20 protein-coding genes and 1 rRNA gene are annotated in these 21,973 nt (G+C 72.4%); 5 read left to right on the plus strand and 16 right to left on the minus strand.

Annotated elements, in window-relative coordinates; genetic code table 11:
• Window positions 1-9 precede the first annotated feature (9 nt).
• Complete coding sequence (locus IF55_RS14425; RefSeq protein ID WP_211269989.1) at window positions 10-1,455, minus strand: helix-turn-helix domain-containing protein; 1,446 nt, start codon at window positions 1,453-1,455, stop codon at window positions 10-12.
• 394 nt (window positions 1,456-1,849) lie between these two features.
• On the opposite strand from IF55_RS14425, the gene IF55_RS35985 reads away from it, so the two are divergent.
• Entirely contained in the window at window positions 1,850-2,587 is a 738-nt protein-coding gene (locus tag IF55_RS35985; RefSeq protein ID WP_030883352.1) for a DUF4232 domain-containing protein, read from the plus strand.
• A gap of 119 nt (window positions 2,588-2,706) precedes the next feature.
• Here the strand turns inward: IF55_RS35985 and IF55_RS14435 are convergent, their stop codons facing one another.
• The 6 genes from IF55_RS14435 to IF55_RS14460 form a co-directional block, all read right to left on the minus strand.
• Window positions 2,707-3,192 carry an ATP-binding protein gene (locus tag IF55_RS14435; protein WP_048831965.1) on the minus strand — a complete coding sequence of 162 codons (486 nt, stop codon included), beginning with the start codon at window positions 3,190-3,192 and terminating at the stop codon, window positions 2,707-2,709.
• 303 nt (window positions 3,193-3,495) lie between these two features.
• On the minus strand, window positions 3,496-4,482 hold the full coding sequence (gene hemB, locus IF55_RS14440) for a porphobilinogen synthase (protein ID WP_030883355.1): 987 nt from the start codon (window positions 4,480-4,482) through the stop codon (window positions 3,496-3,498).
• Complete coding sequence (locus IF55_RS14445; RefSeq protein ID WP_030883357.1) at window positions 4,479-6,143, minus strand: bifunctional uroporphyrinogen-III C-methyltransferase/uroporphyrinogen-III synthase; 1,665 nt, start codon at window positions 6,141-6,143, stop codon at window positions 4,479-4,481. The genes hemB and IF55_RS14445 overlap by 4 nt, the downstream gene beginning before the upstream one ends.
• Entirely contained in the window at window positions 6,140-7,138 is a 999-nt protein-coding gene (gene hemC / locus IF55_RS14450; RefSeq protein WP_030883359.1) for a hydroxymethylbilane synthase, read from the minus strand. Before hemC ends, IF55_RS14445 begins: the two co-directional genes overlap by 4 nt.
• Window positions 7,135-8,796: a glutamyl-tRNA reductase gene (locus IF55_RS14455; RefSeq protein WP_030883361.1), complete on the minus strand. Its 1,662-nt coding sequence runs from the start codon at window positions 8,794-8,796 to the stop codon at window positions 7,135-7,137. Before IF55_RS14455 ends, hemC begins: the two co-directional genes overlap by 4 nt.
• 73 nt (window positions 8,797-8,869) lie before the next feature.
• Entirely contained in the window at window positions 8,870-9,685 is an 816-nt protein-coding gene (locus tag IF55_RS14460) for a redox-sensing transcriptional repressor Rex (protein WP_030883363.1), read from the minus strand.
• A gap of 411 nt (window positions 9,686-10,096) precedes the next feature.
• Here IF55_RS14460 and IF55_RS14465 point away from each other — a divergent pair, with 411 nt between their 5' ends.
• From IF55_RS14465 to IF55_RS14480, 4 genes are all read left to right on the plus strand, one after another.
• Entirely contained in the window at window positions 10,097-10,375 is a 279-nt protein-coding gene (locus tag IF55_RS14465; RefSeq protein ID WP_030883365.1) for a glutaredoxin family protein, read from the plus strand.
• Between the two features lie 122 nt (window positions 10,376-10,497).
• Complete coding sequence (locus IF55_RS14470) at window positions 10,498-11,517, plus strand: HAD family hydrolase (RefSeq protein WP_030883367.1); 1,020 nt, start codon at window positions 10,498-10,500, stop codon at window positions 11,515-11,517.
• Between the two features lie 921 nt (window positions 11,518-12,438).
• Window positions 12,439-13,236 (plus strand): ECF subfamily RNA polymerase sigma factor, BldN family, encoded by a 798-nt coding sequence (locus IF55_RS14475; protein ID WP_030883369.1) that lies wholly within the window; start codon window positions 12,439-12,441, stop codon window positions 13,234-13,236.
• 204 nt (window positions 13,237-13,440) lie between these two features.
• The gene (locus IF55_RS14480; RefSeq protein WP_030883370.1) at window positions 13,441-14,640 is read left to right on the plus strand and encodes a DUF5667 domain-containing protein; all 1,200 of its coding nucleotides are present in this window, start codon (window positions 13,441-13,443) and stop codon (window positions 14,638-14,640) included.
• A gap of 92 nt (window positions 14,641-14,732) precedes the next feature.
• Here the strand turns inward: IF55_RS14480 and IF55_RS14485 are convergent, their stop codons facing one another.
• The 9 genes from IF55_RS14485 to rrf all read right to left on the minus strand — a co-directional run.
• Complete coding sequence (locus tag IF55_RS14485; protein ID WP_030883372.1) at window positions 14,733-15,740, minus strand: lysophospholipid acyltransferase family protein; 1,008 nt, start codon at window positions 15,738-15,740, stop codon at window positions 14,733-14,735.
• Between the two features lie 14 nt (window positions 15,741-15,754).
• A complete protein-coding gene (locus IF55_RS14490; RefSeq protein ID WP_030883375.1) occupies window positions 15,755-16,801 on the minus strand; it encodes an NAD-dependent epimerase/dehydratase family protein in 1,047 nt (348 codons plus the stop codon).
• Window positions 16,802-17,057: 256 nt separating this feature from the next.
• Window positions 17,058-17,156 (minus strand): 30S ribosomal protein bS22, encoded by a 99-nt coding sequence (locus tag IF55_RS37150; RefSeq protein WP_003948845.1) that lies wholly within the window; start codon window positions 17,154-17,156, stop codon window positions 17,058-17,060.
• A gap of 150 nt (window positions 17,157-17,306) precedes the next feature.
• Window positions 17,307-17,516 carry a helix-turn-helix domain-containing protein gene (locus IF55_RS14495; protein ID WP_067299677.1) on the minus strand — a complete coding sequence of 70 codons (210 nt, stop codon included), beginning with the start codon at window positions 17,514-17,516 and terminating at the stop codon, window positions 17,307-17,309.
• A gap of 128 nt (window positions 17,517-17,644) precedes the next feature.
• The gene (locus IF55_RS14500) at window positions 17,645-18,460 is read right to left on the minus strand and encodes a phosphatase (RefSeq protein ID WP_030883379.1); all 816 of its coding nucleotides are present in this window, start codon (window positions 18,458-18,460) and stop codon (window positions 17,645-17,647) included.
• 134 nt (window positions 18,461-18,594) lie between these two features.
• Window positions 18,595-19,773, minus strand: coding sequence for an acetoin utilization protein AcuC (locus tag IF55_RS14505; RefSeq protein WP_030883380.1), 1,179 nt, complete (start codon window positions 19,771-19,773; stop codon window positions 18,595-18,597).
• A complete protein-coding gene (locus tag IF55_RS14510) occupies window positions 19,742-21,040 on the minus strand; it encodes an MFS transporter (RefSeq protein ID WP_030883381.1) in 1,299 nt (432 codons plus the stop codon). The genes IF55_RS14505 and IF55_RS14510 overlap by 32 nt, the downstream gene beginning before the upstream one ends.
• 125 nt (window positions 21,041-21,165) lie before the next feature.
• Window positions 21,166-21,810 (minus strand): HAD family hydrolase, encoded by a 645-nt coding sequence (locus tag IF55_RS14515; RefSeq protein WP_030883384.1) that lies wholly within the window; start codon window positions 21,808-21,810, stop codon window positions 21,166-21,168.
• Window positions 21,811-21,883: 73 nt separating this feature from the next.
• Window positions 21,884-21,973, minus strand: a 5S ribosomal RNA gene (gene rrf / locus IF55_RS14520); the annotation flags it as partial.

Raw genomic sequence — 21,973 nt, forward strand, 5'->3', positions numbered from 1 at the left:
GGCGGGCCGTCACGATCCGGTGTCCCGCTCCCAGACCTTCTTCTCGTCGTTGTACGCGTACTTCGGCGCGCCCTTCATCCCGGACGTGCGGAACGGCTTGCCGTGGTCGTCGATCCGCGTCGTGCCGTGCCGGCCGCCGCTGCTCCACTCCAGCTCCAGATACCAGCTCACGGTGTGGCCGGCGGTGTGCGCCGTGATGTTCAGGACCTGCGGATCGTTCAGCGACACCTTGTACGGGAAGTCCGTGGCGGGGATCTTCACATCGCCCTGCTCCCCGGCGGCCGGCTGGGCCGCCGGCTGTCCGGCGTCGAGGTCGATGTCGAAGGACCTCGGCGTCATCCCGCCGCCGCAGCCGCTCCCCATGGAGTACGCGGCCCAGTCGAGCGGCGCCGAACGGCCCACCACCCGCACGTGCAGCGCCTGGAGGACCACCGTCTTCTCGCTCTTGCCCTGCACCACCAGCTCAGTCTTCGACGTGCCGCCGGTCACCGCGCCCAGGCTCCGCGCCCACGCGCCGGTGTCCTGCTCGGTCGGCGGCTCCGGCACCTGGGCGGGCGTGTCGCCCAGCAGGTAGTACTGGGTGCAGCGGTCCTCCCAGGAGTTGATCCGACTGCTCACGGTCAGCGGCACGCCCATGGCGTCCTCGTCGTCCGAACCGGAGCCCGTCCCCGCGCCCTTGCCCGGCCCCGTGCCCCCGCCGGGGGTCCGCCCGCCGCCCGGCGCGGTCGGCGACGACGAGCCGCCCTTGGCCGCCCCGGTCCCGCCGTCCGGCCCGGGGGAGCCGGACGGCTTCCCGCTCTCCGCCGCCCGCGACCCGCTCGGATCGGCGCTCGGCAGGGCCGTCTTCACATACCCGGCGGGGGCCTTGCGCCCCTCGTCCCCCGCCCCGGTCACCTGCGCCACCGCCACGGCGGCCGGCACGGCGAGCGCCACCACCCCGGCCCCCACGAGCGCGACCCGTTTCCGCGTCCAGCGCCGGACGGCGCGCGGCGCCTCGGGAGCGTCCGGGGGCTCCGGGGCCAGCGGCACGGGAGCGGTCTCGTCCGGCTGTACGGGCGAGTCCTCTCGTACGGGCGCGGCTTCCGGTGCAGAGGTGTCCTCCCGTACGGAGGCATCGTCGCGTACGGAGGCATCGTCGCGTACGGGCGCGTCCCCCCGTACGGGCTCCGGCCGCTGCTGCGGCGCGGGGGCCGCCGCCGGCGGCTTGCGGCGGCGCGCCGCGTCCGCGACGATCCAGCGCCGGTGCACCTCGACCAGCTCGTCCGGCGTCGCCCCGCACAGCCGCGCGAGCCGTTCCACGGGGGCGTAGTCGGTGGGCACGGCGTCGCCGTTGCAGTAGCGGTGCAGCGTGGACGTGCTCACGTGGAGCTTCCCCGCCAGGGCGCCGTAGCTGCGTCCCGAGCGGCCCTTCAGCTCCCGGAGCAGCGCGGCAAAGTCCTCGGTCTCGCTCGCCACACCCACCCACCCCCTCCAGATCCGTCCCGGAAACGCGTTCCAGGGATGGGGTTCCTCCCCAGGTCAGTTTATGCGCGGCCGTTCCAGCTTCCCCAATGCGCGGGCGGCCGTTGCGGCTGGAACAGGCCGCCTCGCAGGCTGTGGACATGCCGAGGCGAGGTCCGCGGCGTTCCCACCCTCCAGCGCCGCCCTTGAGGCGCCATCCGTCCAGGAGCAGTCATGCGGTCAGACGTCCGGTTCAGCCTCATCGACGCCGTGGCCGTCGCCGTGCTCGTGGCATGCACGGTCACGGTCATAGCGCTCGTCCGTTCCTTCTGACCCGTCCGCTCCTTCCGACGCCTCCGCTCCTTCCGACGCCTCCGTTCCATCCGATCAGCACGGGGAGAAACCGATCATGGCCAAGTCCCGCCGCGCCCGCACCCGCTCCCTCGCCGTCGCCGTCGCGGCGTTCGCCGCCGCCGTCTCCCTGACCGCCTGTCAGTCAGGGGGGACCGACAAGGCCGCCGAGGACGCGGGCGGGAAGACCGGCGCGAACGCCGCCGCGTCCGCGACGTCCGGCGGCCCGGCCGGCTCCGGCAACGACGCCAAGGCCGATACCAAGAGCGACGACGCGTCCGGACAGGCCGGGAAGCAGACCGGCCCGGGCGCCCGGGTGAGCGGCAAGAGCGGCAGCAGGGCCCAGGAGGAGACCGGGGTGGACGAAGGCCCCGTACAACTGGCCTGCTCCGGTGAGAATGTGGAGGTCACCGCCGAGGCGCCGGCGCGCCCCTCCCACTATCTGCTGCTCACGGCCACCAACACCGGCTCGAAGCCGTGCAACGCGTACTCCTATCCGCTGCTCCGCTTCGACGAGGACCAGTCCGTGTCGGCCGCGCCCATGGCGGACACCAAGCCGCAGGCCGTCGTCACGCTGGCCCCCGGCGAGTCGGCGTACGCGGGGGTCGCCCTCGGCGCCGACGGGGAGCACGGCCGTACGGCGAAGTCCCTGGCCGTCCACTTCAGCGGCACCGACGACGCGGCGGGCTCCACGGGCTCGGCCGCCCACCCGGCGCTGCCCGGCGGCGCCGCGTACTACGACGACAACGCCCAGGTCACCTACTGGCAGCGGGACAAGGCCGACGCCATCAAGTAGGGACCTTCCGCGCCCGGGGCCCGGCGAGAGCCCGGCGCGCCGCAGACCGTGGGCGGGACCCCGCCCACGGAGACACCCGCACCGGATAACCGCCCCCGCTTCAGCCCGGTGCGGGTGTCTCACCCCGCGAGGGGGTCGGCGGAGGCGGCTCGGAAAGCGCCGCCGCCGAGTTCGAACCACATCATCTTGCCGCCCAGCCCCTGCTGCTGGTCCCGCAGCGAGAAGCCGCCCCAACTGTCCGCGCACAGCCGTACGAGCCCCAGCCCCCGTCCCCGCTCCACGTCCCCGGGCGGCACGGCGGGCTCCCCCGCCCTCGCGAGGGCGGGCAGCTTGGGGTTGGCGTCCCATACGCTCACCCGCACCCGTTCCCCGTCCCGCCGGACGCGCACGGAGGCGGGCCCGTCGGCGTAGCGGTAGGAGTTGGTGACCAGTTCGGAGGTCAGCAGCTCCGCGGTGTCGGCGAACTCCGAGAAGCCGTGCTCCTCGAAGATGGTGCGCAGCGTCCGGCGCGCGATGCAGGGGGCGAGTGGGTCGCACGGCACCTGGAGGGTGTACTCCCAGTCTTCGGGCGGACCGGCCTCGTACGGCTCCGGCGCACAACTCATACGCGCCTCCCTAGCGTGAGCGAAGTGACACACACCGTAAGCCAGTCGGTGCGCGCGGTTCGCTGCTTCCGGAAAATATCCGGGGCCCGCCGGGCCCGCGCCGGCGCTCGGCGACAGCGCTCCCCGGCGCGGCCGTACGACCCCGCCGGACGTCAACCCCTCGACACCCCCGCCCCCCTTACGGGGGATCGCGCCCGTCCCGGCCCGTATCCGCGGCGTACGCCCGTACGCACGCGACAGCCCCCGGCGGGACGACCGCCGGGGGCTGTACGGAACACGCCGGTTCCAGACGCGCCAGGAGTGTCAGAGCTGCCGCGCGGCCTCCGTCGCCCAGTAGGTGAGGATCATGTTCGCGCCCGCGCGCTTGGCGCCGACGAGGGTCTCCATCATGATGCGGTCGCGGTCGACCCACCCGTTGGCGGCGGCGGCCTCGACCATCGCGTACTCGCCGGAGACCTGGTACGCGGCGACCGGCACGTCCGTCGCGTCCGCGACCTGCCGCAGGATGTCCAGGTAGGGCAGCGCGGGCTTGACGATGACCATGTCGGCGCCCTCCTCGACGTCCAGCGCCAGCTCGCGCAGGGACTCCCGCGCGTTGGCCGGGTCCTGCTGGTACGTCTTGCGGTCGCCGGTCAGCGAGGAGGCGACGGCCTCCCGGAAGGGGCCGAAGAACGCGGACGCGTACTTGGCGGTGTAGGCGAGGACGGAGACGTCCTGGTGGCCCGCGCCGTCCAGCGCCTCGCGGATGACCCGGACCTGGCCGTCCATCATGCCGCTGGGCGCGACGACGTGGACGCCCGCGTCGGCCTGGACGCGGGCCATCTCGGCGTACCGCTCCAGCGTCGCGTCGTTGTCCACCCGGCCCCGCGCGTCGAGGACGCCGCAGTGGCCGTGGTCGGTGTACTCGTCCAGGCAGAGGTCCGACATGATCACCAGGTCGTCGCCGACCTCGGACCGCACGTCCCGGATGGCGACCTGGAGGATGCCGTCGGGGTCCGTGCCCCCGCTGCCGACCGCGTCCTTCTCCTCGGGCACGCCGTAGAGCATGAGCCCGCAGACGCCCGCCGAGACGGCCTCGACGGCCGCCTTGCGCAGGGTGTCGCGGGTGTGCTGCACGACGCCCGGCATGGAGGCGATCGGCACCGGCTCACTGGCGCCCTCCCGCACGAAGGCGGGCAGGATCAGATCGGCCGGGTGCAGCCGGGTCTCGGCGACCATGCGGCGCATGGCCGGGGTGGTGCGCAGCCGCCGCGGGCGCGCTCCGGGGAACCTTCCGTACTGCGTGCTCAACTCCGTGCCCTCCTACGCGATCCGGGCCGCCGCTCGCTGGGCCGGGTGACCGGGTCGCCGGCCTCCACCGCGGCGTCGCGCCGCGCGGCCCCGAAGTCCGCGAGCGCCGCGGCCAGTTTGTGCACCGAGGGCTCGGGCGACATGACGTCCACGCGCAGCCCGTGCTCCTCGGCGGTCTTGGCGGTGGCCGGGCCGATGCAGGCGATCACGGTCACGTTGTGCGGCTTGCCGGCGATGCCGACGAGGTTGCGCACGGTCGAGGACGAGGTGAACAGGACCGCGTCGAAGCCGCCGCCCTTGATCGCCTCGCGGGTCTCGGCGGGCGGCGGGGAGGCCCGTACGGTCCGGTAGGCGGTGACGTCGTCGACCTCCCAGCCCAGCTCGATCAACCCGGCGACCAGGGTCTCCGTGGCGATGTCGGCGCGCGGCAGGAACACCCGGTCGATGGGGTCGAAGACCGGGTCGTAGGGCGGCCAGTCCTCCAGCAGCCCGGCGGCCGACTGCTCGCCGCTCGGCACCAGGTCCGGCTTGACGCCGAAGTCCACCAGCGACTTGGCGGTCTGCTCGCCGACCGCGGCGACCTTGATCCCCGCGAAGGCGCGCGCGTCGAGCCCGTACTCCTCGAACTTCTCGCGCACCGCCTTGACGGCGTTGACCGAGGTGAAGGCGATCCACTCGTAGCGCCCGGTGACCAGGCCCTTGACCGCGCGCTCCATCTGCTGCGGGGTGCGCGGCGGCTCGACGGCGATCGTCGGGACCTCGCTGGGCACGGCGCCGTACGACCGGAGCTGGTCGGAGAGCGACGCGGCCTGCTCCTTGGTGCGCGGCACGAGCACGTTCCAGCCGAACAGCGGCTTGGACTCGAACCACGAGAGCTGGTCGCGCTGCGCGGCCGCGCTGCGCTCGCCGACCACGGCTATGACGGGCTGCGCGCCGTTCGGCGACGGCAGCACCTTCGCGGCCTTGAGCGCCTGCGCCACCGAGCCGAGCGTCACCGACCAGGTGCGCTGGCGCGTCGTGGTGCCCGCGACGGTCACGGTCATCGGGGTGTCAGGCTTGCGGCCCGCCGAGATCAGCTCGTTCGCGGTGGCGGCGATGGTCTCCAGGGTGGCGGTGACCACCGCGGTCACCTCGCTGCTGCCGACCTCGGCCCAGCACCGGTCGGTGGCACTGCGGGCGTCCAGGAACCGGACGTCGGCGCCGCTCGCGTCGTGCAGCGGCACCCCGGCGTAGGCGGGCACGCCCACCGCGTTGGCGACGCCGGGCACCACCTCGAAGGTGACGCCCTCGGCGGCGCAGGCCAGCATCTCGTCGGCGGCGTTGCCGTCCAGGCCGGGGTCGCCGACGACCGCACGGACGACCCGCTTGCCGCTCCGCGCCGCCCCCATGACAAGATTGGCGGTGCCCCTAAGAACCGGGACCTCGGCGGTATTTGATGCGCCATCAGCTACCGCCTGGGCAGGCATGCCGTGGCTCTCCACGGAGACATTGGCGCGCACATGCGCACGTACCACATCGAGTACGGGCGGATCGGCGATCAGTACGTCCGCTGCCGCCAGCGCCTCCACGGCTCGGAGCGTCAGCAGTCCCGGGTCTCCGGGACCGGCACCGAGGAAGGTGACGTGCCCGAGCGCGGGGTGATTAGGGGCGGTGGGGTTCAAAGTGCTCGCTCCCCCATAAGACCGGCCGCACCCTTGGCCAGCATCTCGGCGGCGAGTTCCCGGCCGAGGGCCGAGGCTGCGTCGCTGGAGGCCGGAACGGGACCGGTGGTGGACAGCTGCACCAGCGTCGAGCCGTCGGTCGAGCCGACGACGCCGCGCAGGCGCATTTCGGTGACAGCCTGCCCGTCGGCCTGCAGGTCGGCCAGCGCACCCACGGGTGCGGAGCAGCCGGCCTCCAGGGCGGCGAGCAGGGAACGCTCGGCCGTCACGGCGGCCCGCGTGAACGGGTCGTCGAGCTCGGCGAGCACGCTGGCGAGTCCGGGCGCGCCACCGACCTGGTCGGCGACGCACTCCACTGCCAGGGCCCCCTGGCCGGGGGCGGGCAGGATCGCGTCGGCGGGCAGGAACTGGCTCGCCTCCCCGATCCGGCCGATGCGGGTGAGGCCGGCCGCGGCCAGCACGACGGCGTCGAGCTCCCCGCCGGTGACGTATCCGACGCGGGTGTCGATGTTGCCGCGGATCGGCACGGTCTCGATGTCCCGGCCCAGCTCCCGCGCCCACGCGTTGAGCTGCGCCATCCGGCGCGGCGAGCCGGTGCCGACCCGCGCGCCCGGCGGCAGCGACGCGAAGTCGAGCCCGTCGCGGGAGACCAGCACGTCGCGCGGGTCCTCGCGGGCCGGGATCGCGGCCAGCACCAGCTCGGCCGGCTCGGCGGTCGGCAGGTCCTTCAGCGAGTGCACGGCGAAGTCGATGTCCCCGGCGAGCAGCGCGTCGCGCAGCGCGGAGACGAAGACGCCGGTGCCGCCGATCTGCGCGAGGTGCTCGCGCGAGGTGTCGCCGAACGTCGTGATCTCGACGAGCTCCACGGCGCGCCCGGTGAGCGTGCGCACCGCCTCGGCGACCTGAGCTGACTGGGCCATGGCGAGCTTGCTGCGCCGGGTGCCCAGCCGGAGCGGCCGGGTGTCGGCGGCCGCCGTGAGTGAGGTGTCGTTCATGCCCGCTCCCGTGCTGTGTTCTGCCTGTCGGACCGCGTGTCCGCCCGGCTGACGGCGGCGACCGCCTGCGGGTCGAGGTCGAAGAGTTCGCGCAGCGCGTCCGCGTACCCGGCGCCGCCGGGCGTCGCGGCCAACTGCTTGACCCGCACGGTGGGCGCGTGCAGGAGTTTGTCGACGACCCGGCGGACGGTCTGGGTGATCTCCGCGCGCTCCTTGTCGTCCAGGTCTGGAAGGCGGCCGTCCAGCCGCGAGATCTCGCTCGCCACGAGGTCCGCCGCCATGGTGCGCAGCGCGACCACGGTCGGCGTGATGTGCGCCGCGCGCTGCGCGGCCCCGAACGCCTCGACCTCGTCCGCGACGATCGTGCGGACCCGGTCCACGTCGGCCGCCATCGGCGCGTCGGCCGACGCCTCGGCCAGCGACTCGATGTCGACGAGCCGTACGTACTCGACGCGGTGCGCGGCGGCGTCCACGTCGCGCGGCATCGCGAGGTCGAGGAGGTGCAGGAGCGGCGCCGCCCGCCGCGCGCCGTCGGCGAGCCCGAGGGGGCAGGCGGCATCCCGAGGGCCCTGGCCCTCGTGGGCGCCGCCGCCCGCCGCGCCGCGCTCGGCCGCCCGCGAGCCCGCGTCGGAGGCGCCCCGCGCGTCGTCGGCCCCGGCCCGTACGTCCTGGCTCTCCACGTCCGCGGCGCTCCGGCCCCGTACGTCCTGGGCCTCCGCGTCCGTAGCGCTTTGGCCCCGTACGCCCTGGGCGGCCTCCGCGTCCGCGGCGCTCCGGCCCCGTACGTCCTCGGCGGTCGCCGCCAGGCGCTCCGTCAGGGCGGACAGCACCGACTCGACCGTCAGGACGAGGCCGGTGGCGCCGGTGCAGGAGACGACGATGTCGGCCTGGGCCAGCTCGGCCGCGACGTCGGCCATCGGCACGGCGGTGGCGGTGAGACCGGCCGCCGCGCCCGGCCCGCCGGGCTCGGTGAGCGCGGCCGCGAGCCGCTCGGCACGCTCCAGCGTCCGGTTGGCGACAGCCAGTTCGGCGACTCCGGAGCGGGCCAGGGTGGCCGCGGCGAGGGAGGACATGGAGCCGGCGCCGATGACCAGGGCCCGCTTGCCGCGCGCCCACTCCTGGACGGGGGCGCCGTCGGCGAGCTGCTCCAGGCCGAAGGTGACCAGCGACTGGCCGGCCTTGTCGATGCCGGTCTCGCTGTGCGCGCGCTTGCCGACCCGCAGGGCCTGCTGGAAGAGGTCGTTGAGGAGCCGGCCGGCGGTGTGCAGCTCCTGGCCGAGGGCGAGCGCGTCCTTGATCTGGCCGAGGATCTGGCCCTCGCCGACGACCATGGAGTCGAGCCCGCAGGCCACCGAGAAGAGGTGGTGGACGGCCCGGTCCTCGTAGTGCACGTAGAGGTAGGGGGTCAGCTCCTCCAGCCCTATGCCCGTGTGCCGGGCCAGCAGGGTGGACAGCTCGGCGACGCCCGCGTGGAACTTGTCCACGTCCGCGTACAGCTCGATCCGGTTGCAGGTGGCGAGCACCGCCGCCTCGGCCGCGGGCTCGGTGGCGAGGGTGTCGTGCAGCAGCTTCGACCGCGCGTCCGCCACGAGCGCGGCGCGCTCCAGCACGCTGACCGGCGCGCTGCGGTGGCTCAGGCCGACGACCAGGAGGCTCATGCCCTCTCCTCGCTTCGCTCGGGCCGCCCCGCGCCGGGGACGTCGTGGTGGATGGTCCGTTCTCTGAACCCGCTCATGCCGGCATCACGGCGGGTACGTCGCCGTCGGGTCCCTTTCCGCCGCCGGCGCCCGTGGCCGTACGGGCCACCGGGGGCGGCGTGGCGACGGCCGCCGCGGCGGCGCTCGTCGCGGCGGCCGCCGCCGCGGACGCCGCGGGGTCGGCGTCCTCGCCCGCCTTGCGCTGCTCGTGGAAGGCGAGGATCTGGAGCTCTATGGAGAGGTCGACCTTCCGTACGTCCACGCCCTCGGGGACGGTCAGCACGGTCGGCGCGAAGTTGAGGATCGAGGTGACCCCGGCGTTCACGAGCCGGTCGCAGACCTGCTGGGCCGCGCCGGCCGGGGTGGCGATGACGCCGATGGAGACCCCGTTGTCGCTGATGATCGCTTCGAGCTCGTCGGTGTGCCGGACCGGGAGGCCCGCGACCGGCTTGCCGGCCATGGCCGGATCGGCGTCGATGAGGGCCGCGACCCGGAAGCCGCGGGAGGCGAAGCCGCCGTAGTTGGCGAGCGCCGCCCCGAGATTTCCGATGCCGACGATGACGACCGGCCAGTCCTGGGTGAGGCCGAGCTCACGCGAGATCTGGTAGACGAGATACTCGACGTCGTAGCCGACGCCCCGGGTCCCGTACGAGCCGAGGTAGCTGAAATCCTTGCGCAGCTTCGCGGAGTTGACCCCCGCGGCGGCTGCGAGTTCCTCGGACGAGACCGTGGGGACCGAACGCTCGGAAAGCGCGGTCAGCGCACGCAGATACAGCGGAAGCCGGGCGACGGTGGCCTCGGGAATCCCTCGGCTTCGGGTCGCCGGTCGGTGAGTTCGGCCAGTTGCCACGGTGCTCCTGCGGGTAGCGCGGGGCTGCGGGCGGCATCTTGTCGCAGGACCGCCCCGTCGAATGCAGGCTATGTCTTTGTGAACGCGTGCACAAAGATGGTGTCCGCTTTGTCCGAGCAAAGTGACAGGCGTCACGCGCCCTTTCGGCCGCATCCGGGAACCATCACCCGCGTCACCGCGACCACAGCCGTATCGCGGATTCACCGACGGGGACACGCGCCCTCACCCCTCACCACTATGCCCCCGGACACCAACAAATCGCCCACCATGGTAGTCGCCTCGGGCACCCTTAACGACCGCTTTGCGGTCATGTAGGGGAGATCGGACAGCCGCCGGGGCCGACCACGCCGGACCCAGTCGGCGACCGCCCACCCGGCCGCCGAACGACCCGCACCGGGCACAATGGCTGCCATGACCCCGCTGCTGCGCCGCCCGGCCCGTAAGAATCCCGCCAACAGCACGGTGACCCTGATCGGCAAGCCCGGCTGCCATCTCTGCGACGACGCGGAGGCGGTCATCGAGCGGGTCTGCGGAGAACTCGGCGCGAGCTGGGAAAAGAAAGACATTACGCAGGACGCGGAACTGCACCGCGAATACTGGGAACAGATCCCGGTGATCCTGGTGGACGGCGCCCAGCACGACTTCTGGCGAGTGGACCCCGCCCGGCTCCGCAAAGCCCTCGGCGGCTAGACCGGGGGATGCCAGGGGATGCCGGGGGATAGCGCGGCGGGTAACCGAAGCGTGGCGGGAAGTTCACACGACCGATCCGTTCCGAGTCCGGACGCCCCGAACAAACTGGCTATGCTCGCGCCATGGCCGCACTGGGATGGCTCACCCCCCGTAGGCGCTCCGCCACCGCACGCAGCGTGCTGGCCGGCGAGGCGGCGGCGGAGGCAGCCCGCAAGTCCGCGCACGACACTCCCGACACGGCGGCGCAGGAGGGGCCACAGCCCGCCTCCTCCGAACAGCCCGAGCCGACGACGGAACCGGCCGCGACCGCCGAACCCACTGAGCCCGCCGAACCCACTGAGTCCGCAGCACCGGAATTCCCCGTGGTCGGCGACGAGAAGGCCGCCGCCTTCTTCGACCTCGACAACACCGTGATGCAGGGCGCGGCCCTCTTCCACTTCGGCCGCGGCCTCTACAAGCGGCACTTCTTCCGCAAGCGCGAGCTGGTCCGCTTCGCCTGGCAGCAGGCGTGGTTCCGGCTGGCCGGCGTCGAGGACCCCGAGCACATGCAGGACGCGCGCGACAGCGCCCTGTCCATCGTCAAGGGCCACCGCGTCTCGGAGCTGATGTCCATCGGCGAGGAGATCTACGACGAGTACATGGCCGAGCGCATCTGGCCGGGCACCCGCGCGCTCGCCCAGGCCCACCTCGACGCGGGCCAGAAGGTCTGGCTGGTGACCGCGGCCCCCGTAGAGACCGCGACGATCATCGCCCGCCGGCTCGGACTGACCGGCGCCCTGGGCACCGTCGCCGAGTCCATCGGCGGCGTGTACACCGGCAAACTCGTCGGCGAACCGCTGCACGGCCCGGCGAAGGCGGAGGCGGTACGGGCCCTGGCCGCGGCCGAGAACCTGGACCTGACCCGCTGCGCCGCGTACAGCGACTCCGCCAACGACATCCCCATGCTGTCGATCGTCGGCCACCCCTACGCCGTCAACCCCGACGCCCACCTGCGCAAACACGCCCGCGAACGCGGCTGGCGACTGCGCGACTACCGCACCGGCCGCAAAGCCGCCCGCGTCGGCATCCCCGCCGCCGCAGGCGTAGGCGCCCTGGCCGGCGGCGCCGCCGCAGCCGTAGCCCTACACCGCCGCCGCCACTGACCCCCGCCCCTCCACCCGAACCCCGGCCCCCTCCAGCCCGCCGGCCGTACGGGCACAGCCCCAGGCCGTTGTCTGTGTGGGCCGGCCCAGCCCGCCGACCGTACGGGCCCCCGCCCAAATCCAGCCCGCCCGGCACATGCCCCGGCCCCTCCCAGCCCGTCCAACGATTGAGGACAAGGCCCGAGCGGGCGCACGAACACCCGCCCAAATCAGCCCGTCCGGCGTTTGAGGACCGGGGTCCGGGGCGGAGCCCCGGCGTCCACCGGGCCGGGCGGGCCCACAAACGCGCCCACCCCAGCCGTCCGGCGCATGAGGACCGGCGGAGCCCCGGCGTCCACCGGGCCGGGCAGGCCCACGACCGCGCCCCCAGCCGTCCGGCGCTTGAGGACTGGCAGAGCCCCGGCGTCCACCGGGCCGGGGCGGGCCCACAAACGCGCCCACCCCAGCCGTCCGGCGCATGAGGACCGGCAGAGCCCCGGCGTCCACCGGGCCGGGCCAGCCCACGAAACACCAGCCCGCCCCAGCCCGTCCGGCGCTTGAGGACCCGCCGAGGGGGCCGGCGCCCCAAGAACAACGCGGCACAAACCCCGTCGCCCGGCGTAGCCACCGTCACCCCCAGGCCAATCCCCCGGTTTCGCCCCCACACGGCCCCCGCCAGTCCCCTTATGCCCGGCTTGCCACAACACGCCAGCCAACCAATCAGCCCACGCTCCACTCCGATCAATAACAGCCACGCGTTCGACACTTGATCGGTCGTTAACCGGCAACAGACCGGACGTAAACGATGATTTGAGCAACTGGGTGTAGCGTCGCCTATACGAAGCGTTATCCTCCTCAGACGCAAACCGGTACCCGCACGTCCCTACGACGAGTGAATGGTCCCGTACTGCACGTGATGGAAGCTCTGCCTCTGGGAGTCCCGTGTACCCACACGTCGGGGTTGACGCCTCGGGCCTGGCTACGCTCCGCGCGACGGTCATCGACCGCCTGCGCGGCTTCGTCCCCACCGCGTACGCCGTCCCCGCCCTTGCCCCGCTCGCCCCCGCCGGCGGTCCCGCCGGCCCCTGCTACGCCATGGCCGAAAGCACCACGGCCGTCGGCAGACGCACCCGCGGACGTACCGGCTCCGGCACGTCCACCGCCACCCCCCGCCGCCCGACCGCCGACAGCGACAGCGCTCGCATGATGGACCTGGTCGAGCGCGCCCAGGCCGGAGAGGCCGACGCCTTCGGCCGCCTCTACGACCAGTACTCCGACACCGTCTACCGCTACATCTACTACCGCGTCGGCGGCCGGGCCACCGCCGAGGACCTCACCAGCGAGACGTTCCTGCGCGCCCTGCGCCGCATCGGCACGTTCACCTGGCAGGGCCGCGACTTCGGCGCCTGGCTGGTGACCATCGCCCGCAACCTCGTCGCCGACCACTTCAAGTCGTCGCGGTTCCGGCTCGAAGTGACCACCGGCGAGATGCTCGACGCCAACGAGGTCGAGCGCAGCCCGGAGGACTCCGTCCTCGAATCCCTCTCCAACGCCGCACTGCTGGAAGCGGTGCGCAAGCTCAACCCGCAGCAGCAGGAGTGCGTGACCCTCCGCTTCCTCCAGGGCCTGTCGGTCGCCGAGACCGCCCGCGTCATGGGGAAGAACGAGGGCGCCATCAAGACCCTCCAATACCGTGCCGTACGAACCCTCGCCCGGCTGCTGCCGGACGACGCCCGCTGACCCTCGGTATCCGCCCCCTCACCTGCGGTCAGATCATCCGGACCGCGTAACCCGAGTGCCGCGCCGCTCGTTGTGCGGGATGCAGGCTCCCTGCGGTCACGCCATGCCCGCAGCCACTCACTCGATCGAGTGGACGCGCTCAAGGCGTGCAACCTTCCAGGTGTCCTGGGGAGTCGACCGTCATGACGAGAGGAGGTGCCGCCTGTGATCGCGAACGTATCGGCGCACCGGCGGGCGAACGCCTTCGCCCAGTCCCTGGAAGAGCAGGATCTCCAGGGTGCAACGGCCGAGCAGTCCGATCCATCGGCGGAGCACGCCGAGCGGAATCGGCTGCTGGCCCTGGCGAGCGGGCTCGGCGAGCTACCGGCACCGGAATTGGACCCCGAAGTCAAAATCGTGCAGCGCGCGCGGTTGATCGCTGCCATGGAGGCGCAGTTCGCGGAGGGCGCCGCCCAAGTCCCCGAGCAGCGCTCCCCGAAGGGAGCGCACCGGGCGAGCCCGCTGAGCAGGCTGCGGCCGCGCTCCCGCTGGTCCAAGGGGCTCGCCGCCGGCGGACTCACGGTAGGGGTGGCGGCGGGCGCGTTCGGCGGCGTCGCCGCGGCGAGCAACAACGCCCTGCCCGGCGATTCGCTGTACGGACTCAAGCGCGGCATGGAGGACTTCAAGCTGGGCCTGGCCGGCGGTGACTCGGACCGCGGCCAGATCTACCTCGACCAGGCGTCCACGCGGATGCAGGAGGCCCGGCGCCTCCTGGAGCGCGGCCGCCTCGGCGACCTCGATCACGAGTCGCTCAGCGAGGTCCGCAAGGTGCTGTCCGGCATGCACTTCGACGCCTCCGAGGGCCACCGGCTGCTCCACGAGGCGTACGAGCGCGACGGCTCGCTCAATCCGATCAGGGCCCTGTCCTCCTTCACCACCTCGCACCGCGAGGGCTGGCAGCAGTTGCGCGAGCGGCTGCCGCTCCAGCTCACCGACGTGCGCGACCAGGTGAGTTCGGTCTTCGACGCCATAGACGAGGAGGTCGGCCCGCTGCGGTCGCTGCTCCCGAAGACCTCGGACCAGCACGGTTCGCCGAACCGGCAGGGCGCCCCCCGGCACGCCGCGCCGGAGCAGCCGGACCATCCGACGCCCTCCCCGCGGCCGACGCAGTCCGCCAACGGCCCGGACGACGCCCGGCACCGGCCGTCGCCGTCCTCGTCGGCGGAGAAGAGCGAGGACAGCGGCCTCCTCGGCGGCACGGGCCTGCTCGACCCGCCCGCCAAGGACCACAGCCGCAGCCCGGCCCCGTCCCACGGCGAGGACGGCAAGGAGGGCAAGTCCAGCGGCAAGCCGGACATCACGATCCCGCCGCTGCTGCCGGGGCTCCTCCCGGGCCTCGGCATCGAGGGCGACGACGGGAAGTAGGCGCGTCACAGCGGAGGCGGGAGGTCCGGTCGGGCCTCCCGCCTCCGGCATGTCCGCCGCGCCCGCCGAGGAGATCGAGGTGGGGGAGGCCCCTAGAAGAACACCGAACGCCGCTGCACCAGCAGCTTGTACAGGGTGTGCTGAATCGTTTCCCGCACCTGGTCCGTCAAGTTGAACATCAGCATCGGGTCGTCCGCGGCCTCCGGCGGATAGCCGTCCGTCGCGATCGGCTCCCCGAACTGGATCGTCCACTTCGTCGGCAGCGGCACCGCGCCCAGCGGCCCGAGCCACGGGAACGTCGGCGTGAGCGGGAAGTACGGCAGGCCGAGCAGCCGCGCGAGGGTCCGCGCGTTGCCGATCATCGGATAGATCTCCTCGGCGCCGACGATCGAGCACGGCACGATCGGCACCCTCGCGCGCAGCGCCGTCGAGACGAACCCGCCCCGCCCGAAGCGCTGGAGCTTGTACCGGTCGGAGAACGGCTTCCCTATCCCCTTGAACCCCTCCGGCATCACCCCCACCACTTCGCCGCGCTCCAGCAGCCGCTGCGCGTCCTCCGCGCACGCGAGGGTGTGCCCGGCCTTCCGCGCCAGCTCGTTGACCACCGGCAGTACGAAGACGAGATCGGCGGCCAGCATCCGCAGATGGCGCCCGGCGGGGTGCTCGTCATGCACTGCGGCCTGGAGCATCAGGGCGTCGAGCGGCAGGGTGCCGGAGTGGTTGGCGACGATCAGCGCCCCGCCCTCGGACGGGATGTTCTCGACGCCCTTCACCTCGACCCGGAAGTACGTGTCGTAGAACGGGCGCAGCATCGACATGATCACCTGGTCGGTGAGTTCCTCGTCGTACCCGAACTCGTCGACCTCGTACTCGCCCGTGATCCGGCGGCGCAGAAAGCTCAGCCCGTGCGCGATGCGCCGGTCCCAGCCCCCGCCGCCGTTCTGCCGCGGCGTCTCGTCGGCGGGCTCCGGATCTTCCTCCCGCCGGGGCGGTACGGGCGCCAGCGGGACGTCCGCCCGGTCGCTCGCGCGCCCGGCGCGCTTCGCCCTGCGCCGGGACCGCGGTTCCTCGCCGAACGGAATGACCTTCGCGTCCGCCATGTTGGGTGCGCTCCTCAATTCTGGTCGCCGCCGCCAGGCAGCACCGCGGCGATCCGGTCGACGGTACGGGCGAGGGTCTCGGGCGGGAGCAGCCCCGGACCGCGGCTGCGCGCGTAGTCCGCGAACGCCTCCGCGGTGGTGTATTTCGGTTCAAAACCCAGTGTCTCGCGCATCTGCGTGGTCTGGACGACCCGCCCGTGCGTCAGCAGCCGGATCTGCTCGGGCGAGAAGTCGCTGATGCCGAGGGAGCGCAGCGCGGAGCCGATCCAGGTGACGGTCGGCAGGAAGAAGGGGAGCGTGGGGCGGCCGAGGCGGCGCGCGGTCTGCGAAAGCAGCAGCACGCCGTCGCCGGCGATGTTGAAGGTGCCGCTGTTGAGCGTGGAGCGGCGCGGCTCGCCGGCGGCGATCCGCAGCACCTCGATCGCGTCGTCCTCGTGCACGAACTGGAGGCGGGGGTCGAAGCCGAGCACGGTGGGCAGGACGGGCAGCGCGAAGTACTCGGCGAGCGGCGAATCGGCGCACGGGCCCAGCACATTGGCGAAGCGCAGCACGCAGACGGCGACGTCGGGGCGGCGCCGCGCGAACCCGCGTACGTACCCCTCGACCTCGACGGTGTCCTTGGCGAAGCCGCCGCTGGGCAGCGACTTGGGCGGCGTGGTCTCGGTGAAGATCGCGGGGTCGCGGGGCGCGGAACCGTACACGCTGGTGCTCGACTTGATCACGAGCCGCTTGACGGCCGGCGCCTTCTGGCAGGCGCCGAGGAGCTGCATCGTGCCGATGACGTTGGTCTCCTTGACCAGGGTCCGGCCGCCGCGCTTGCCGAGCGGGGTGCCGTTGACGTCCATGTGGACGACGGTGTCGACGGCGTGCTCGGCGAGGACCTTGGCGATCGTGGGGTGCCGGATGTCGGCCCGTACGAAATCGGCCCCGCCGAGGTGGTGCTCGGGCGGCACGGCGTCCACGCCGATGACCCGGTCGACGTCGGGCTCCCGCAGGACGCGCCGTACGAATCGGCCGCCCAGTTGACGTGCGACCCCGGTGACGAGCACGACCTTGCCCAAGATCAGCGCCTTCCCTCGAAACCTCGCTCGACGAGCGGAGCTTTGGCCGCCACCGTAGCGGCTCGTTGTTGCGCTGTGATGACCGCCCGATGCGTGGAGCTACATTTCAAGCCGTAGCGAAGGGTTCACACATAGCGACGCCGCGCTCCGTGGGACGACACCCCGGACGCCGGCGCCGCCGGCCCGCTCTCACAACACCGCAGCCCTTCCACCGGGACGCGGTGGAAGGGCTGCGGGACGTACACAGCGGCGCTGCTTACTTCTTGTTGCGACGCTGAACGCGCGTGCGCTTGAGCAGCTTGCGGTGCTTCTTCTTCGCCATCCGCTTGCGCCGCTTCTTGATAACAGAGCCCACGACTACCCTCGCTAACTTCGATCACTCGGTGCGGGGCGTCCGAGCCCACACTACCTACATCGGGCCAGCCTACCCGGCACCGAGCGATCGGCGTAATCCGAGGTACCCGTCGAGGCGCACGCTGGAGAAAAGCCTCCCCCAGCCGGCCTCCTAGGCGGTCTCCACCCCCACATAGGACTCACGGAGGTACTCGTGCACCGCCTGCTCTGGGACCCGGAAGGACCTGCCCACCCGGATCGCCGGCAGATGACCGCTGTGCACCAAGCGGTACACGGTCATCTTGGACACTCGCATCACCGCGGCGACTTCCGCCACGGTCAGGAACACGACCTCGTTCAGAGGCCTCTCGCCAGCAGCCATGTCACACCTGAACCTTCCGCACATGACGGGCACCGGCTTCCCCTCCGGTGACTCCTCGTCGCTGCGCGCTCACTCCCCAGATTAGGGGCGGGTGATACGAGTGGGGAAGAGGAGCAGCGATCGGCCGCCTACTGTGACAGACACGCTCGATTGAGTACATAGCGAGTAAGCGGTCGGTAGTAATCAGACCGCACAGTGTCATCAAGCGGAACGGCGACGGACACCCGCCCCTCGGCCTGCCCGACGAACAGCGCCGGATCGTCCGTGTCCGCCAGACCGATGGCCTCAATGCCTAGCTGACCTGCTCCGCAGACCCATCCATGATCCCCGATGACGAGGGTGGGCAGGGCGCTCCGGGCGTCTACCGCGGCCGCCAGAGCGGTACGAATCGGGAGGGGGGAATGGGTATGTGCGCCCGGCGTGCGACCGGGCTCCCGCGCGCCGGGTTCCCGCACCATCGCGACTCCCCGTACGTAGTCAAGGTTGTACGTACGTACCCCGAACCGGGTCGTCATGTCGACTCTTCGACCCTGCGCCGGGGTGAGGACAGTGCATCCCGCCGCCGACAGGGCCGCCGCCAACGAGGCGTAGAAGCCCAGGAGCCGGTGCGGGTGGCCGGTCCCGATCAGCACGGTGGCACCATCCTTCGCCGCCGCGCCGAGCCGGTCGGCGAAGGAACCGAGGGCCGCCACCGTACGGTCGGGGTCGATCACATCCTGCCCAGAAGTATGTGCCGGATCGGCCGAAACCCCGCACTGCTCGCCCATAAGGCCAAGTAACTCGATAAGAGACCAGTCGCGTTCGGGCTCCAAGCCGATCAGCGCGCGCGGGTCCCGCGCCACGAAGAGCCGGTAGCGGTGCAGACTCCGCTCCCGGCTCGTGGCCACCGGGCCGGCCAGCCGGGCATCGAGGAGATGCGCGCGCAGGGCGTGAGAACTCACCACGGGCTCCATGGTGGCGGCTCCGCCGGACGCGCTGCGGGCAAATCACCAAAAGTATGCGCTACGGGACGGGACGGCCGCCGCCGGGGGCGGGCTTCGGGGCGCGCTTCCGGCTTGGAAGAAGGCGCCGCCGGAGGCTATGGCAGCGGCAGCAGGCCATGCGCCGGGAAGACCGCCCGCCGCGTCGCGAGGATCGCCTGATCCAGCCGGTCCGCGGGGTCGTATCCGGACTCCACGAAATCCCGCCAGCCAGGGGCCCGCCCGTCCGTCATACGGGCCGGGGCCGACTCGCGGGTCCGCCGGTACACCTCGTGCCGCCACTCGTCCGGCACCGGGGACTCCGGCGGGACCGCCCGCCCCGCCGCGATGCCCACCAGATGCGTCCACGTCCGCGGCACCACGTCGACCACCGCGTACCCGCCGCCGCCCAGCGCCACCCAGCGCCCGCCCGCGTGCTCATGCGCCAGCGCGTGGCAGGACTCGGCCACCATCCGCTGCGCGTCCAGCGACACCGCCAGATGCGCCAGCGGGTCCTCGAAGTGCGTGTCGGCGCCGTGCTGCGTCACCAGCACATCGGGCCGGAACGCCGCCAGCAGCTCCGGCACCACCGCGTGGAACGCCCGCAGCCACCCCTCGTCCCCGGTCCCCGCCGGCAGCGCGACGTTGACGGCCGAGCCCTCGGCGCCGTCCGCCCCCGTCTCCTGCGGCCAGCCGGTCTGCGGGAAGAGCGTGCTGGGGTGCTCGTGCAGCGAGATGGTGAGCACCCGCGGGTCCTCCCAGAAGGCCGCCTGCACCCCGTCCCCGTGGTGCACGTCCACATCCACGTACGCGACCCGGCGCGCCCCCAGCTCCAGGAGCCGCGCCACCGCCAGCGCCGCGTCGTTGTAGACGCAGAACCCGGACGCGCCGCCCGGCATCGCGTGGTGCAGCCCGCCCGTGAAGTTCACTGCGTGCAGCGCCTCGCCGCGCCACACCGCCTCGGCCGCGCCCACCGACTGGCCGGCGATCAGCGCCGACGCCTCGTGCATCCCCGCGAACGCCGGATCGTCGACGGTCCCGAGCCCGTACGTGCCGTCGGCCGCGCCCGGCTCGGCCGACACCCGCCGCACGGCGTCCACGTAGTCCTGCCGGTGCACGAGCCGCAGCGTGGAGTCGCCGGCGGACTTCGCGGCCACCACGTCGACCTCGCGGTGCAGCCCGTACGACTCGATCAGCCGCATGGTCAGCGCGAGCCGCACCGGGTCCATCGGGTGCCCCGGGCCGAAGTCGTAGCCCGTTACTGCCTCATCCCACATCAACTGTGCGCGGCCGCTCATGCCCGCCACGGTATCGGTCGGCGGCGGAACCGAACGAGTGGGCGTAGAAGAGCGTCGCAAGCACCAGCAGCATCGGTACGGCCATCGCGCCTCGATAGCTCCACGCCTCCCCCAAGGCACCGACGAGCGGGGAACCGATCAGAAAGCCCACATAGTTGAAGATGTTCAGCCGCGCGATGGCGATATCGCTCGCCCCGGGGAACAGCCGCCCGGCCGCCGCGAAGGTCTGCGGCACGATCACACACAGCCCGAGGCCGAGGGCCGTGAACCCGAGCATCCCGGCCCACGCTCCGGGCGCGACCGCGACCGCCCCGAAGCCGCACGCCGCCACCACCGCCCCGGCCCGTACGACCGCCACCGGCCCGAACCGCCGCACCCCGCGGTCACCGACGGCCCGCCCGAGCAGGGTCATCACCATGTAGACGTTGTACGGGACCGTCGAAAGCTGCTCCGAGCTGTGCAGCACGTCCTGGAGGTACTTGGCGCTCCAGTTGGACACGGTCGAGTCGCCTATATAGGCGAAGGTCATGACCAGGCACAGCGGCAGCAACAGCCGCATGGCGACCGCCGGCGACCCTTTCCGGGTCCCCTTCGTGTCCGCTCTCTCTCGGCCCTCGCGACTCTCGCAGTCCTCGTGGCTCTCGCGGTCCTCGCAGCCCTTGCGACTCTCGCGGCTCTCGGACTCCGGGCGGCGCTGGTCGACGTACCAGCGGCTGGCGACGAGGGCGGCGGGGACCACCACGGCGACGAGCGGCGCGTAGAGGACGGCGAGCGAGAGATGCCAGTGGGCGCCGGCCCAGGCGAGCGAGGCCCCGATGATCCCGCCGAGGCTGTACGCGGCGTGGAACCCCAGCATGATGCTCCGCCCGTACGCCCGCTGGAGGCTCACGCCGAGCATGTTCATCGACGCGTCGAGAGCGCCCACGGCCAGCCCGAACAGCCCGAGGGCGACCGCCGCCTCCCACACGGCGTCGCCGGAGCCCGCGGCGAGAAGCGCGAGGCACACGACGGGCTGCGCCCAGCGCAGCACGACGCTCGGCCGCGCCCGCGCCACCAGACGCTCCGTGCCGAGACTGCCGACGCCCGCGAGGATCGGCACGGCGGCCAGGAAGACGGGCAGCAGCCCGTCGGATATCCCGTACTGATCCTGAATGGCCGGGATTCGGGTCACGAGCAGCGCGAACACCGCGCCCTGCACGAAGAAGCCGACGGCCAGGGCCAGCCGGCCGTGCCGCAGGCGCGCCACTGAATCAGCGGGGGCAGTCATGGCGGGGAGCGTACGGGCCGCGACTACCGCTGGGTAGATGGATCACACAGCGAATTACGGGAGTTGGGGGCAGGGTCGAGTACGAGGCCGGGGTCAGGGCCGGCCCGGGCCGGCGCGGAGGCGGCTCAGGCCAGGAGACGCGGGAGGTCACCCAGGTCGGTGAAGACCGCGGTCGCGGCGGACAGCCGGTCGGCGGGGGTCATGGAGGTGAAGCCGAATACGTCCATCCCCGCGGCGATGGCGGCCTCCACCCCGAGCGGGCTGTCCTCGATCACGACGCACCGGTCCGGCTCGACCCCCATCGACCGCGCGGCGTGGAGGAACAGGTCGGGCGCCGGCTTGCCTTGGCCAACGTCGTCCACGCTGAAGATCCACTCCTCCTCGAACCACTCGTCGAGCCCGGCCTTGCGCTGCCCGACACTGATCCGCTCGTGGGTGCCCGAGGACGCCACGCAGTACGAGACCCCCTCGGCGACCAGGTACTCCAGCAGTTCGGCCGCGCCCTTCACCGGCTGGAGCTGCTGCTCGAAGACATGGAACGTCCGGGCGTGCAGCGTCTCGTCGAACTCCGCCGGCAACTGCCGGCCGGTCCGCTCCCGGATGATGTCGTGGACGCGGTGGACGGCGGAGCCCATGTAGTCGCGGAGGGACTCCTCGTACGAGGTGGGGTGGCCCAGTTCGGTCAGGTACTCGGACAGCACTTGGTTGGCGAGCGGCTCGCTGTCGACGAGCACTCCGTCGTTGTCGAAGATGACGAGGTCGTAGCGCATGACTGCACCCTAAACGCAAAAATGCCTCAGCCCCCGAACCATACGGTTCGGGAACTGAGGCGTTTCAAAATTTGTTCGGCGGCGTCCTACTCTCCCACAGGGTCCCCCCTGCAGTACCATCGGCGCTGAAAGGCTTAGCTTCCGGGTTCGGAATGTAACCGGG

This window comes from Streptomyces varsoviensis (assembly GCF_000718635.1).
Taxonomy (GTDB): Bacteria; Actinomycetota; Actinomycetes; order Streptomycetales; family Streptomycetaceae; genus Streptomyces; species Streptomyces varsoviensis.